12 protein-coding genes are annotated in these 14,869 nt (G+C 40.2%); all 12 read right to left on the reverse strand.

All coding sequences use genetic code 11. The features are described from left to right. Position 1: 1 nt before the first annotated feature. The 12 genes from M2448_RS10005 to M2448_RS10060 all read right to left on the reverse strand — a co-directional run bounded on the left by M2448_RS10005 (position 2) and on the right by M2448_RS10060 (position 14,818). Complete coding sequence (locus tag M2448_RS10005) at positions 2-1,492, reverse strand: hypothetical protein (RefSeq protein WP_280646116.1); 1,491 nt, start codon at positions 1,490-1,492, stop codon at positions 2-4. An 8-nt stretch (positions 1,493-1,500) separates the two neighbouring features. Further along, positions 1,501-3,099 (reverse strand): hypothetical protein, encoded by a 1,599-nt coding sequence (locus M2448_RS10010; RefSeq protein WP_280646115.1) that lies wholly within the window; start codon positions 3,097-3,099, stop codon positions 1,501-1,503. A 22-nt stretch (positions 3,100-3,121) separates the two neighbouring features. After that, positions 3,122-4,744: a hypothetical protein gene (locus M2448_RS10015; RefSeq protein ID WP_280646114.1), complete on the reverse strand. Its 1,623-nt coding sequence runs from the start codon at positions 4,742-4,744 to the stop codon at positions 3,122-3,124. Positions 4,745-4,889: 145 nt separating this feature from the next. Then, a complete protein-coding gene (locus tag M2448_RS10020; RefSeq protein WP_280646113.1) occupies positions 4,890-5,573 on the reverse strand; it encodes a hypothetical protein in 684 nt (227 codons plus the stop codon). Positions 5,574-6,544: 971 nt separating this feature from the next. After that, entirely contained in the window at positions 6,545-7,369 is an 825-nt protein-coding gene (gene tsf, locus M2448_RS10025; RefSeq protein ID WP_280646112.1) for a translation elongation factor Ts, read from the reverse strand. 183 nt (positions 7,370-7,552) lie between these two features. Then, the gene (gene rpsB, locus M2448_RS10030; RefSeq protein ID WP_280646111.1) at positions 7,553-8,404 is read right to left on the reverse strand and encodes a 30S ribosomal protein S2; all 852 of its coding nucleotides are present in this window, start codon (positions 8,402-8,404) and stop codon (positions 7,553-7,555) included. A 192-nt stretch (positions 8,405-8,596) separates the two neighbouring features. Further along, positions 8,597-8,983, reverse strand: a complete 387-nt coding sequence (gene rpsI, locus M2448_RS10035; protein WP_280646110.1) for a 30S ribosomal protein S9 — start codon at positions 8,981-8,983, stop codon at positions 8,597-8,599. 6 nt (positions 8,984-8,989) lie between these two features. After that, complete coding sequence (gene rplM / locus M2448_RS10040; protein ID WP_280646109.1) at positions 8,990-9,445, reverse strand: 50S ribosomal protein L13; 456 nt, start codon at positions 9,443-9,445, stop codon at positions 8,990-8,992. A 481-nt stretch (positions 9,446-9,926) separates the two neighbouring features. Continuing rightward, positions 9,927-10,439: a hypothetical protein gene (locus M2448_RS10045; RefSeq protein WP_280646108.1), complete on the reverse strand. Its 513-nt coding sequence runs from the start codon at positions 10,437-10,439 to the stop codon at positions 9,927-9,929. A gap of 97 nt (positions 10,440-10,536) precedes the next feature. Next, on the reverse strand, positions 10,537-11,727 hold the full coding sequence (locus tag M2448_RS10050; RefSeq protein WP_280646107.1) for a hypothetical protein: 1,191 nt from the start codon (positions 11,725-11,727) through the stop codon (positions 10,537-10,539). A 468-nt stretch (positions 11,728-12,195) separates the two neighbouring features. After that, positions 12,196-13,914, reverse strand: a complete 1,719-nt coding sequence (locus M2448_RS10055; protein WP_280646106.1) for a hypothetical protein — start codon at positions 13,912-13,914, stop codon at positions 12,196-12,198. A gap of 109 nt (positions 13,915-14,023) precedes the next feature. Continuing rightward, positions 14,024-14,818 (reverse strand): thymidylate synthase, encoded by a 795-nt coding sequence (locus tag M2448_RS10060; RefSeq protein ID WP_280646105.1) that lies wholly within the window; start codon positions 14,816-14,818, stop codon positions 14,024-14,026. Positions 14,819-14,869: the final 51 nt, after the last annotated feature.

Here is a 14,869-nt window from a genome sequence, read left to right on the forward strand (position 1 = left end):
TTTATCTTGTCAATACAGTAGGTACCCTTTGTTGTACAACAATAGAGCCGAGTTGGCGATAGGCGATAGAACCCATACCGAATCCGACATAGCTGGTAGATGTATTGATATTGTTGACACCTGTAGTAAGTATAGTATGATTGAAGCCTATAGATGCTCCTGTGAATTTTGTACCTCTATAAACGCCCTGACGGCTGATGGTCATAAGCCCACGCTGGTTGGCTACATTTCCTATACCCAACTGTCCGACGTTATTTTGTCCGGTAACATATACATCTTTGGTAGTAACAATTACTATAGAACCGGTTCCGTAGATAAATCTTTGTGAAGCTATAGAGATTATCTCCTCATCGTCTTCGAGTATCAAAGTTAATTCGGTAGGCACCAGTAGATTGCCGCTTGGGTTGGCTACTCCGTTGCCATTACCCCAGCGATATACTTTTCTTGCTTCTTTGTCTAATGCTATCCCTGTATGGTGCCCCATCGCTATTTGAGAAATTTTGGCGCCCGACGGAAAATTGATTTTCGTAGGTGTTGCCGTTACTCCTGTTGCTGCACCTACTCCCAGGCTGCCTGTAGTGGAAGTACCCCATACGAACACTTCTCCATCTTTGTTCAGTGCGGCAGCATTGCTGTGAGATGCCGAAATATCAACAATATCGGATAGAGTCGGTATCCAGGTAAATGTCTGATGTATTGCATTTGTCCCTGTGCGGTTTGCCGCCCCTGCGCTATATACTTTACCACTTTCGGTAAGAATGTATGACGCTACTTCACCGGCTTCTACTTTTATGGCTTTACCATAAGGGTCGTCTACCAGGCCGGGTCCAAAACCTGGTACGCGCGAAGGTACGTTGGTTGTTGCGGTAGCGATGCCAAGTCCTGTGCGGTAACCTGCATTGCTGCCCCATATCCATACTTCGCCATCCATTGCAGCTGCAATGCCATGTTGATAACCGGCCGAAACATCGACCACTGGCCGGGCAAACATCAGAGTAAATACTCCGGTACGGCCGGCAGTGCGTCCCAGTCCTGTTCTACAGTCAGCATTGGTTCCTGCTACCCATATGGCATTGTCGTCTTGCCCGATAGCTAGGGTATAGTTGTATCCGTTAGAAGTTTCTTTAATCTTAAAGTCGGTACCCAGACTTAGTTTTTCACTGATAATGCTTCTTAGTCCTTCGTTGTTCAACACACAATCAGACCAAGCTGTATCTCTTCTGAATTTTATACATCCGGCTGCTATATCGTATGCTATAGTTCCTGCAATAGGGTCTCCCCCTTGTGGGTTGATAACATCGGTGATAGTATCTACTCTAGGCAGAACCACTCCATAGGAAGATGAGTCAGCAGGATTGGTCATCGGTCTTACATCGAGTATGCCGAGCGGTTTTTTTGTGCCGATACCCATACCTATCTGGGCATAACCGGATACCGCAAAGCCGACAAGGATAAGCAGAAATGTAAGCTTTATTATATTACTATATTTCATCTTTGTCATTATTTTTTTACTGTTGTGAATATTCGTTGATAGCCCCTGATTCCGTTACCTAAAGGATAATAATAATTATAGCCGGCTCCGTACGCAAGATTATCCATAGCGTCATTCGTATTCGTTGTTGTCACAATAGTATGATAGTAGCCCATAGAAGCTTCAGTATAGGTAGTACCCGAAAAAACTGTATTATCCTGTATTTGAGTATAACCGGTGTAGCTGGATACCATGTTGCCTCCGGTTTCGGGATTCGCTATTCCTAGTCTACTATAGAACGCATTGTAACCGGCAGAATAGATGCTGCGGTCTGTTACTATCATTGTGCCGGGCGAAGCCGCAATTCTGACAGAAGCAACACTGAGAATGGTTTCGTCTTCCTCCAGATTGAGAGTAGGGTTCGTAATCAGTTTAGGGAGTGATGTATAGACAGTACTTCCTGCAGGTCTTCCTATTCCATTGTAATAGCCCCATCCATATACTTCGTTTTTGTCGGTCAAAGCTATGCAGCTCATCCCCATAGCGATGTCTGTGATTACATGGCTCGAAAGACCTGTAAGTAGCGTTGGTTGTGTTGTATATCCCCCTGTCAGACCCAAACCCGTTGCTCCATAGCCATTATAGCCCCATACGTACACATTCCCATCGGTAGTAAGTGCTGCTGTGGCAAGATAACCCGAAACTACTTTTTTTATTTTCACATCTGACGGAATAGTCGCCATCTTGGTAGGTGTCAGTATATATCCGGCAGTAACACCATTTCCATTCAGTCCATAGGCGTTATTCCCGCAAGAATATATTTCTCCGTTTTCAGTCACAAACCATGAATTTTCACGTCCGGCCACTACCTGTACTATTTTTACATCGTCAGGAAACAATACCTTGGTAGGGCTCATCGTATAACCTGTGCGTATGCCTTGGCCGTTTCGTCCGTTGTAATTGTACCCCCACGTCCATACAGAACCATCGGCAAGCAACGCTGCACCGTGCAGATAACCGGCAGATACATCTACCGCCGGACCATCGAGAATCATTCCCCACCGGGCTATACCAGTATTTCCTTTTCCGGTTCTGTAATAACTTCCGAGCCCTGTAGAGTACACAGCTTCATCTTCAGCCCCTATGGCAATAGTAAAGTTATATCCTGCCGAGGCTTTTTTCAGTTTGAAATTAACCCCTCCATAGAGATTATATTCTATTTCTTCTTCGGTCAGCGACTTGTCGACAAGGCATCCAGACCAACTATTTACTTCTTCCGTTTGTTTTACACGGATACATTTCATTCCCATATCGAAAACGACCGTCCCCGCAGGAACATCTTCTTCCGGTACCTCATAGTTGGTTACGGTTGTTTCTCCTTCTTCTGTTACTGTTTCTGTTACTATTTTAAATTTTCCCGTAGGCGTAGTCACAGAAGGGTAAAAGGCTCCATTTATACTATCGGGGTCTACATTCCCTATTAAGGGAAGTACCAGACCTTTATCATTTTTTGTGTCTTTGCGGTTGATGTCGAGTGCACCCTGTGGCTTAGGATTCCACATACCCACCTGCGAAAAGACCGGAAATGATAACAGAAGAGCCAGTAATAAATATATATATTTTTTCATTTCTTTTACTTTTAGCATAATTTTATTTTTTCAGCAACACAGGGAAAGCGATAATACCTATACCCGAATCCATTGCTCCTAGTTGGTTGTAGTTGATATATCCCATTCCATAGCCATATCCGCCACTATTGTCTTCGGGGTCTACAGTCTGCCTGAGTAATGAATGTCTGTATCCGATAGAAGCCGCATCGAACAGAGTGCCCGAATAAATGGCTTTATCGTATAAGGGCTGAAATCCGGAGAAAGCCTCATAGATAGGGCTGGTAGCAGCACCATTGCTTCCCGGAGAAAATTTCACTACAGTACTTGCTTTGAAGTAGCCAAGCCCCATTCGTTGAGCTTGTGTCGTATTGCCGGCTGCATATATATTTTTATTGGTTATCACAATGGATGAACCTATTATATTACTTGTCCCATCGAAACGTGAGGCAGCAATGGAGATGATATATTCATCGTCTTCCAAACCTTTTCCGCCATTTAGTTGAATTGTCACATCCTGAGGCGTTGCCATTGGCGATGCCGGTGTGGTGAGGATTCCATAAGCCGGAGTAGCACCCCATGCAAATAGTTTTTTTCCACTCGAAGTAACAGCAAGCCCATGATTACATCCCATAGCAATCATTTCTACCGTTTCGCTCGACAGTATTTGTTGAGGTGTTATATAAGAAGCCGTTAAAACACCTGTACCTAAGCGTCCATACTGTGTATTTCCCCACACATACATCTTGCCGTCTTCAGTTAGTGCTGCTGCACTATATTGCGACAGAGAAATGTCTTTAACACCTGCTAGCGATGCTATTACAGTAGGGGTAGTGATATTTCCGGTAATTGTTCCATTTCCATTCAGAGCCTGTGTGTTGCCACCAAAGGAATATACCTTCCCATCGTCTCCCAGTACTAACGAGTTTACCCATCCGGCTTCTACCCGCACAGCTTTTACTTTACCCGCTGCCCATGTACGTACTTTTTGGGGGAATACTCTGTTCTGGGTTACTCCCAGTCCGGTTCTATATACACCGCCATTTCCCCACGACCACAATTCTCCGGATTCGGTAGCTAATAGACCGTGTAAGTAGCCGGCAGATATGTCCTTAGTAGGTGCGGCAAATATAAGGGTAAATGTGGTTGCATTAGTGGCACTTCCTGTACCCAAGCGGCCATAAGAGCCCAACCCCGTAGCGTATACGGCATTGTCGTCTTGTCCAATGACCAGTGAAAATTCATATCCTGCCGATACTTTTTTGGTGCGTATATTCAGCCCTCCGAAGATATCGAAATCGAAGTAGTTAGAAATGGAGGAATTATCTACCAGTGCATTTTCCCAGTAGTCTGTTCCCCTTAGCCTGATACCTTGCTGGGATTTGTCGAAAACAATAGTTCCCGGTACCACATCACCTCCTTGTGGATTGATGATGCGGATGTCGCCTCCCATTATTGTATCTATCACGGGGAGGTTAAAACCCAGATTCCTATTCACCGAATCGTTCAGGAAATGTACTCCCTGCAAATGTAAAGCCCCTTTGGGCTTTTTCACAGTATAGTCTTCTAAACCGCTGTTTGCCGGAACATTCGTGCCTATCCCTACTTGTGCAAAGGATAAAGACGAAATGAACAGCAACAACAGTAGGTTGAAAATTTTATTCATATAATATGTTTTACAGTTGTTTCTACTCTCTTTATCTTTATTCTACAAATTCTATATATCTGAAAAGTTTGTGTTGTTTGGTCAGAAAGTTGTTTATAGAACCTGAAAAAATAATAAAGTGAGAGCCTTCAAATATTGAATCGTATTACTGGGTAATTCCAGTCCATTTAGTCCCGTCGCTTTGTATCAAAAGAGTACCTCCCAATGCAAAAGAACCATATCCGCCAAAGGCTATTGGAAGACATGCCAATGCACCTGCTTCCATATTCTGTCCCAATCCTACGTTTACAGGCAGTGAGAATTTCAGTCCTTTACCTTCCGAATTCATATTCTGGATAATATAGATGCGTCCTTCGCAAGTAGTAGGGTCGGGGAGTGTGATAGTGAGGTCTTCAGTTCCGTCTGCCAGAATCTTATAGTCTCCTGTTGTAAGGGTATAGTCTTCTGTTATGGTTTTGATCGGCAACTTGAAGGCGCTTCCTTTGAGTCCTACCCATTCTATACCGTCCCAATATTGGATTTCACGTACAAGTTCATCCTCATTGAAGATTGTCAGACCTTTAGCTTTACCCATTTTTTCGGCCTGGAAAATGTCTGTTGCTGTTATCGAATCACGTTCGTGTGTGGTCAGGTGAGGCATGCGAAGCCCTCCTTTTACCTCTTTGGTAGTAGTAACTTCCAAGATGGAGAATTGCTGAGGAGCATCTCCCGAACCAACGGTTACCTGTGCTTGTGTAGTCAGCGAAAAACCTAGTATTGCAACTATAGATAACATTACTTTCAATGCTATCAGGTTGTGCTGTTTTTGTTTAATGTTTGTCTGTTCCATGTAGCTTAAATTAAAATTTGATTATTAATTGGTTATCTTTATCTTCATTTACTGTATTTGGTGTACTATATAAAAACTTCAATACCCCAAATATTCTATTCAGTTGCTTTCCCAAGTTGCTGATAGACAGAAGAGATGAAGACAAATAAATTATGATAATAAGTAAAACCTCCTGATGAGGTATTGAAGTTTTTGTATAGTATGAATCTGGCGGATATTTAGAGAAATTATCCGTATAGTTAAAAATGGAAATTTTTTTGCTGAAAAAAGTATTTCCAAATTTGCTTATGTCTTTATAAAGTGATATTATTCTGCACGTGTACGTGCCGTATAGTCGGTGTATGTTGAGATAAATACACGAAGTATTGGCACTTCCCGGTTTGGGAAATGCTAAACTTGGAAAAAGAGATGTTTGTCTTTGTGATTGGGTGTTATTTACTCTCTCTCTCTCTCTCTCTCTCTCTCTCTCAAAATAGAGCTAACCTCCAAATTTTCAGAAGAAAAAAAGGAAATATTAGTTGTAAAAAATAAGGATTTTAATAGCATTATATCCATAATGTATATTACGCAACTTCGCTAGTTTATGTCCATTTGTCTAAAAGTTTAACAAAGGTAATAATATTTATGAAGTTTCAAACCAATAATAATAGTTTTTTTATCCGGAGGATGATTCTAAATGTTAACTACATGTGTCAATAAGTCTTTATATTTGCGTATGTAAATTATATAATATTGATTATAAGGTATGTAGTTGTGTGTGTAAAATATAATTCATGATAGTGTCATTTTAACACATATATAATGGAATGCCATATTGCAATAGTTAATATCATGGAATAAAGAAGATATATATTGGGACTTTTTATGATGAGTCTTGGGTTTTTAATTAATGAAATTGTCTATCACGTCTGAAAGCAAAAAGAAAGGATGTATCCTAAGATACACCCTTTAGTTTTATACTTAGGCTTTATTTATTCAGCGTTCAGCGTGAAGCGTTGGAAGCCTGTTACAGCCAGTTCTTTATCGTGAGCATCAAGATACTGGGCAACTGTTTGCTTAGGATTCTTGATAAACTCTTGTTGAAGAAGTGTAAATTCTTTGTAGAACTTAGTTAAAGCTCCTTCTGCTATTTTTTCGATCAGGTTTTCAGGTTTACCTGCTTCGCGTGCTTTTTCTCTTGCAATATTAAGCTCTCTTTCTCTGATTTCTTCCGATACATGCTCGGCAAGAAGGGCAACAGGATTCATAGCTGCGATCTGCATAGCTACGTCTCTTGCTACTTGCTCATCTACATTTGCTTTGTTGAAACCAACGATTGCAGCCAGTTTGTTTCCCGGATGTACATAAGCTACTACTGTAGGGGCAGTAACTGTTTTGTATATGTTGAGTTCCATTTTTTCACCTGTAACGCCCATACGGTCTGTTACCAGATCGGCTACTGTGCGGTCACCAGCCTGTAGCGTTTTTAATGTATCCAGATCGGCAGGCTTGTTAGCCAGTGCTGTATCTAGTATAGATTTTGTCATGCCTACGAAGTCTGCATTCATAGCCACAAAGTCAGTTTCGCAGTTTACAGCAACGATTGCAGCAAAATCGCCATTAGTTGCAGCTAATACACAGCCTTCGGTTGCATCGCGGTCTTCGCGTTTTGCAGCAAAAGCTTGTCCTTTTTTACGAATTATTTCGATTGCCTTGTCAAAATCACCTTCTGCTTCTGTCAAAGCATTTTTACAGTCCATCATACCTGCTCCTGTCATTTTGCGCAGGTGTTGGATATCAGCCATAGATATTGCCATAGTCTCTTTCTCCTTTTTATTTAGTTATAAGTGTACTAGTCTACAAGTGTACTAGTTTTATTTTTTTATATTTTAAAGAAAACTAGTAAACTAGAAATCTTTAAGACTCTAAAACTCAAAAAAGACTAAGAAATAGTCTCCGAGTATTCTCCGAGGCTAATTCTTAGTCTGTTATTTTGTGACTTATTCTTCGTCCTCTTTTGCAAACTTGCTTGCTACAGCAGCATTGATTGCATCCTGATCTTCTTTTGTTACAGCCTTTTTAGCACCGGTTTTAGCTTTGCGCTCTCTTTTAGGAGCTCCTTCTTCGTCCTGTGCTTCGGCAGCAGCAGTGTCAGCTTTTTCTATCTTTCTTTCTTCCAAGCCTTCTTTGATTCCTTCACAGAGGCTAGCCAGAATAAGTTCGATTGATTTTCCTGCATCGTCATTAGCAGGGATTACAAAATCAATATCTTCCGGATTGGAATTTGTATCTACCATAGCAAATACAGATATTCCAAGACGGCTAGCTTCTCTTACTGCAATATGTTCTTTCATTACATCGACAACAAAAAGTGCTGATGGCAGACGTGTCAGGTCTTGTATAGAACCCAGTGTCTTTTCCAGTTTAGCACGTTGACGGGTAACCTGAAGTCTTTCTCTTTTCGATAAAGTTTCGAATGTACCGTCTTTCATCATTTTATCGATAGTCGACATCTTCTTCACAGCCTTACGGATTGTAGGGAAGTTTGTCAACATACCGCCCGGCCAGCGTTCTACCACGTATGGCATATTTACAGCTGTAGCCAGGTCTGCAACTACTTGTTTTGCTTGTTTCTTTGTAGCAACAAACAGTATTTTTTTGCCCGATTTGGCTATTTGCTTCAAAGCAGCAGCAGCTTCTTCGGTCTTAGCTATAGTCTTATAAAGGTCAATGATGTGGATACCATTGCGCTCCATAAATATATAAGGAGCCATTGCCGGATTCCATTTTCTTTTCAAGTGTCCGAAGTGTACACCGGCTTCTAATAATTGGTCGAATTCTAATTTTGCCATTTTTAGTTTTTTGTTTCGTTTACTTTCTTTTTCTGTTAGCGAATTGTCGGGTAGCTCATTTGTGAAGTCCCGGCAATTTAGATACTAAACGTAATTTCAGAGTGATGAGGCCGACTCATCATATATTAACCAACCTGTAACTTTTAAGCGGCAACAGCCGTGAAAGTGTAATTGGGTAAAATAATATCCAAATTAACGTTTTGAGAATTGAAATCTTTTTCTTGCTTTTGGTTGCCCCGGTTTTTTACGTTCTACAACGCGAGGGTCACGAGTCATAAATCCTTCAGCTCTTAGAGCAGCTTTATCTTCTGGATTGATCTTTACCAGAGCGCGTGCGATACCCAGACGAGCAGCTTCTGCCTGTCCTTTGTATCCACCTCCGTTAAGGTTGATCTTTATGTCATATTTTTCAGCAACTTCCAATTTGTTTAGCGGTTGCTTTACGACATATTGAAGAATAGTTGAAGGGAAGTAATTGTCGAGTTCACGTTTGTTGATCACAATCTTTCCGGTTCCTTCGCTTACGAATACGCGAGCTATAGCAGCTTTACGTCTTCCTAGTGCATTTACTACTTCCATTAATTATTATTTAAGAGAGTTAATATCTATTGTTTTTGGTTGTTGAGCCTCATGTTTGTGCTCAGTACCTGCATATACATGAAGGTTTTTCAAAAGAGCAGCGCCCAGACGGTTCTTAGGCAACATACCTTTTACTACCTTTAGTACCAAGCGGTCGGCTCCTTTTTCCATCAATACGGCAGGAGTTGCTTCTCTCTGGCCTCCGGGATAGCCTGTATATCTCAGATATACGCGGTCGTTCCATTTGTTTCCTGTAAGTACAACTTTATCAGCGTTGATGATGATAACGTTGTCGCCACAGTCTACATGCGGAGTAAAACTTGGTTTGTACTTCCCTCTCAGAAGTTTTGCCACTTTGGATGCCATGCGTCCAAGTGTTTGCCCTGTTGCGTCAATCACAACCCATTCTTTTTGTACAGTTGCTTTGTTCGCAGAAATGGTCTTATAGCTTAAAGTATCCACTTACTTAAAAATTAATTTGGTTAATTACTTTTTTCGACTCACACAACTTTTATCCGCTTACCGAGCTAAGATATGATAAGCGATAATTGTTTGTTTGTCAACTTTTTACGTTTTATTTCGTAATAATCGGCTCGCAAAATTACAAATAATCAGTGAATTAGCAAAAAATAATAGTGGATTTTTGATAGGTAAACAGTCGATAGCTTGTTTCGGCTATATTATTCTGTCTGTAATCAGCCGTTTTGTAGAATATTTTTAGAGCCTGTTTAAATTTTACCAAAACATTTTGTTATCGTTCTTTTTTCGTTCATTTTCAGTCTCTTTTTGTCCGATTTTCCCCTTTCTTCAGCTTGAATAGCCCGCTATTCGCGCTTCAGATAAGAAAAAATCATTCCAAAAATAGTGCTGAAAACCTAAACGAATAAAATTTAAACAGGCTCTTAATCGTATGATTCTAATTTTTTTATCTGTGTATAAAACATTACTTTTTCCTGTTCTTTATTCCTATCAGAAAAGCAAAGTTGATATTATGTTTATTTATACCATTGAAGTTTTTGTTTGTCAGGGCTATATTGTAACCATATGTGACTTTCATTCGATCTAAGCCTATGCCTATTTCGGGTCTTATGCGAAGAGATGAATTATGAAAATCAGTGTAATATATAAGGCTGCCTCCGAAAGCTAATCCGCCCCCAAACCAAAATCCTACTTTAGGGCCTATAATGATGTCTTTATCTATCTTTATTTCACTAGAAGCATAGTAAGTGAAGCCAACCGGAGTATGCCCGACCTGATTAAGCTCATTTGCGGCAAGGCCGATTTCGAGAAAATGATATTTCCATACATTATAGCCGCCGATTATAGAGATTGCTTTTCGGTGTGTTGTCAGTCCGGTCTGCGGATCGGGAATGGAATCGCTGTTTTGAGCTTGTGTATAAACAAAAGAGGAAAGCAAAATAGAAAGTAAATAAAGTGAATGAGTTTGTGCTTTCATTATTATCTGATAATTTTAAGTTAGTGTAAAGATAGAGAAATTTTGATAATACATAGAGATGGTTCAGCTTCATCCCTGTCTTATTTGTAATTGCAGGTCATATAATCATTGGTCTGCTGTCGTATATGTATAGAGAGGTAAAGTAGTTATTTCTTATCTTTTCTATTTTACCGCTTAATATATCCACTTCGGTGACTTTGCGGAGGAGATTGCTATATTCTATTCGTAAAGTTTTCAGATCGTTTTCAAAATCATATCCTCCTGTTATTTCAATTTTCAGGTTGCCATCGAGCCATATCGTTCTATCTTTTGTGACGATAGCTGGTTTTCCATATTCTGCTGTAAAAGATTTGATAGCATAGGATATATCAAAATGAAAGGGATCATTCATGTAATAGCCCAGTTCCCCACCTGCATAAGCATAAAATACGAGGCTGATAAGGCTATCGTTCAGGAAATAGGGAGTAGCAGCAAATTTACATTTATCGAGGTCTTTCATTTTAAAAGTATAGGTGTCTTTCTCCTTTATACCCAGTGCTTTCCATACTTCTGCTTCTTTCATGTCGAATATTACTTCTCCTATTATATTTTTATGTCGTTTGTTTGTTGCCAGAGATTCTTGCTCCAATTTGGAGAGAAAATCATCTGGAGCTCGTTGTTGCTGTTTTTCCAGATAACTTTTTGTATATATATTGTCATCCGGATAATAATCTCTGGTTTCTCCATCAGGAATGATGCTTTCGCTGACCAACTGATTAGGGGGTACATTTATAAAGTCTTTACTCCTTCGCAGATCGCGATATTCTATTACATATAAGTCGGGTCCCGGTGTTTTGATTTCCATGAAGCATATTTTCAGATTACCTTTTAGCCAAATATACTTCTTTATATACTCTTCGCTTTCTTCGTAACATCTTTTTCCATATAGGGATGTATATGTGTTAATTATATCTTTTTTGCGTATGTCAACATATTCCGGCATCTTGTGGATGGTGAAAGCGATATACGACAGGCTGTCGTTGTAAAAGGCAGTGTGCATATTAGCATAGCAATTTCGCAGACCGTCTATATCTGGACTCACATTGTCTTTGGGTGTTTTCCATCCTATTGTTTTGTGAGTTTCCAGTTTATTCATGCCGAAGCATAGGCCATTGACAATACTGTCGCTCACGCTACTCTTAGCCAACGATTCCTTTTCGAGTTGGTAAAGGCTTTTGCCATTGCATCCTGACAATGTTAGAATAATAATTATAAAAATGGAATATAATAGAAGTGTTTGTGTTTTCATTACTGCCTGCCAAATTTTAGTCGGCATAAAAATAGAGTAATTTATTGATATAGACAATTGTGAATAATGCGAATCAGTGGTTGAAATTATATGTTCGTTTATTAGTTACTAGTTACTTCGCCTTTAGGGCAGTTACAAGTAAATCCTTTATTTATCGTCTCCAGATCGTGCGTTAGCCCGCGCCGTTAGCTTTATGGACGGGGTACCCGTAGGGTGAGAAAGGCGTAAAACAAAAACGTGTTTGAGCTTAGTTGTCGGTTCGTATTATACAAAAGCCATGAGCGAGTTTTTTTGTTTAGCCTTTGAGCCCTCTAACGGGTCGTCCTATGAAGCGGGGCGCAAAAGACTTTTTGATTCCTTTTGGGGCTTAGGCCAAAAGGAATGCAAGCAATCTGTGATTGCGCGCAGAGAATAATAGAACATTTACTCAATACAATCTCAAATGCTGATTGGCATGAATAACAAATATTATCTGCACCCTTCCTTCGCTCTGAATCCATCTTTTATCAGCGATCCTCTGGCCTCGATGCATTCCAGTGGTAAAAATTTGGCATAGTGGCTGCGGATACTTGCCGGAGGAGGCATATCGTATGGCAGGTCGTGGCTAACCCAAATCATTATTTCATTGTTGACAGGGTAAAAGTCGACATCTTCGTAGATATCTATACCTCGTTCCATTTGTTGATCTTTTACGGAAAAAGGCTTTGTGATAATATGTAATGCCAATGATGTTCCTGTATTTTCGATTTCCGGATAGAATGGATAATAGCGCGAACCTGTCCATAATAGCGCCCCTGTAATAAATAAGCAGATGAGAATGTTTCCGGTTTTCGGCAGGTATATTTTTTTGTCTTTTATCAATAATATTGCGCCTGTGAAGATAACAGCACACAGAACTCCCGAAACAAATCGTATATCGGGGCCGCCTGTAGCCCACACAATGATGGTAACAACGAATATGGCATAAAACAGATAGATGTGCTGCCCCGTTTTATTTCCTTTTCGGCAGATATATGCTGCGATTACAAAAGAAGTCAAAGTAAGCAGATAGATGATATCGGTCAGTATGTTTATTACCAACGGGTCTCTGATGCTTTCACCTGGGTAGCAGAGAGCTATGCGGAAGAAGTAGTAACCGATATCGAAAATGTAACCCTTTTCTCTGATGGCTATCTCCTGTGGTACTTTCCAGTCAAAGTTAAACAGGTCTATCTGATACAGTGGGAAAATAAGGTAACCCGATACAATAACATTTCTGATGAGCCAAGGTACGATAATGAAAAGCCCGACAATACAGCCAAAGGAAATGATCCCGTATTTCTTCTCCTTTATCAGCCTATAGATCAGATAAAGACTAATGATCCCAATGGGAAAGAATGAAAGTTTACACGTAAGCAGAAAAACCGGTAATGCAATGCCCATCAGATAGCCTGATTTCAGCTTTTCGGGAGATAATATAAGGCGAGCCAATATGTAGAATGCAATAAAGTTGGGTAGTATGTCTGTCGATGTATTACCCAGAAAATGAACAGATATCCAGCATAAAAGAATATAAGCGACAAGGATAACAACACGCTTAACTTCGTATCGCGATATGAATAATTTATACAATATCCAATAGCCGATAGCAGCAACAAGCACTCCCTGTAATGGATATACTGCTTCTCCCAATACAAAACGGAACGTAAAAATAGCACTCAGCAGAAAGTAATTGGAATTGAAGCCGAACCGGTCGTCGATATTTGCTATACCGGGAACAACAGGATATTCTTCATTCCAACGTATGTTTTGGTAGTGGTAAAACGCTGAGTCGTAGACTTCTTGTTGCCATGTGAAAAAGAAGAGCGAAGCCAGTATGAAAAGTGAAAGGAATATGGTCTGCGATAGAGTAAGCGGCTTAATCCCGTCCATAATATTCTCACATATCCTAATAACTTTCCGGTAGTTTATGCCCCAATATAAGATAGAAGTTATCAATGCAAAAAACAGAAAGGCTTGATTGGAGGGTAACCACAGCGACCATACAGACAAAGGTATAATCAGGCTACACAGACCTAATAAGAGCTTGTCTAATACATTGTATTGTTCGTTTTGTTTGCATACCTTATTATACAATGAGAGTAGTATATCCCCGAATGTGAAGAGAATATAGACTATGATACCCCACGATATAATGTTTACAAGCACTTTTGAAATTATGAATTATGAATTAAAAATTATGAATTCGAATAATCGGCAAAGCCAATTATTCCGATATAAGCATTTATAACTCATAATTCATAATTTATAATTCTGTTTATACTGCTACTTCGCCTTTGATATGTGGATGAGGATCATACCCTTCGAGGCTGAAATCTTCATACTTGAAATCAAAGATGCTTTTTACATCCGGATTCAATACCATCTGTGGTAAAGGACGGAAATCGCGCGTTAATTGTAATTTTACCTGATCGAGGTGATTGGTATATATATGTGCATCGCCCAAAGTATGTACAAAATCTCCTTCCTGCAAGCCAGTGACCTGAGCCATCATTTTCAGCAACAGGGCGTACGATGCTATATTGAAGGGTACACCTAAGAATATATCGGCACTGCGCTGATAGAGTTGAAGGCTGAGTTTTCCGTCAGCTACATAGAACTGAAAGAACGCATGGCAGGGTGGGAGGTTCATATTCGGCAAGTCGGCCACATTCCACGCACTGACAATGATGCGCCGCGAATCGGGATTGTTTTTTATCGTGTCCACCACATTGCTTATCTGGTCGATAAAACCGCCATTGTAATCTGGCCACGACCGCCACTGATATCCGTATATATGCCCCAGATCGCCATTTTCGTCAGCCCATTCGTTCCAGATGCGTACTCCGTTATCCTGCAAATACTTTGCATTGGTATCTCCTGCCAAAAACCAGAGAAGTTCGTATATAATAGATTTCAGATGCAGTTTTTTGGTAGTCAGAACAGGGAATCCGTCAGCCAGATTGTATCGGCTCTGATGTCCGAATACGCTGATTGTACCTGTTCCCGTCCTGTCTTCCTTGAATGTTCCTTCTTCCAAGACACGTTTCAGCAGGTCGTGATATTGTTTCATGTTGTTATTCTTCTGTTTTGGAAACCAAAGTTACAAAAAAAAAGAAAGCCA

The sequence above is a fragment of the Dysgonomonas sp. PF1-14 genome (assembly GCF_029892965.1).
Taxonomy (GTDB): Bacteria; Bacteroidota; Bacteroidia; order Bacteroidales; family Dysgonomonadaceae; genus Dysgonomonas.

Excerpts from the sequence above, each read along its gene's own strand:
- rpsI (WP_280646110.1), bottom strand. The coding sequence starts at position 8,983 with ATGGAAGTAGTAAATGCACTAGGAAGACGTAAAGCTGCTATAGCTCGC.
- M2448_RS10005 (WP_280646116.1), bottom strand. The coding sequence starts at position 1,492 with ATGAAATATAGTAATATAATAAAGCTTACATTTCTGCTTATCCTTGTC.
- M2448_RS10010 (WP_280646115.1), bottom strand. The coding sequence starts at position 3,099 with ATGAAAAAATATATATATTTATTACTGGCTCTTCTGTTATCATTTCCG.
- M2448_RS10020 (WP_280646113.1), bottom strand. The coding sequence starts at position 5,573 with ATGGAACAGACAAACATTAAACAAAAACAGCACAACCTGATAGCATTG.
- M2448_RS10050 (WP_280646107.1), bottom strand. The coding sequence starts at position 11,727 with ATGAAAACACAAACACTTCTATTATATTCCATTTTTATAATTATTATT.
- M2448_RS10015 (WP_280646114.1), bottom strand. The coding sequence starts at position 4,744 with ATGAATAAAATTTTCAACCTACTGTTGTTGCTGTTCATTTCGTCTTTA.
- M2448_RS10060 (WP_280646105.1), bottom strand. The coding sequence starts at position 14,818 with ATGAAACAATATCACGACCTGCTGAAACGTGTCTTGGAAGAAGGAACA.
- tsf (WP_280646112.1), bottom strand. The coding sequence starts at position 7,369 with ATGGCAATATCTATGGCTGATATCCAACACCTGCGCAAAATGACAGGA.
- M2448_RS10045 (WP_280646108.1), bottom strand. The coding sequence starts at position 10,439 with ATGAAAGCACAAACTCATTCACTTTATTTACTTTCTATTTTGCTTTCC.
- rpsB (WP_280646111.1), bottom strand. The coding sequence starts at position 8,404 with ATGGCAAAATTAGAATTCGACCAATTATTAGAAGCCGGTGTACACTTC.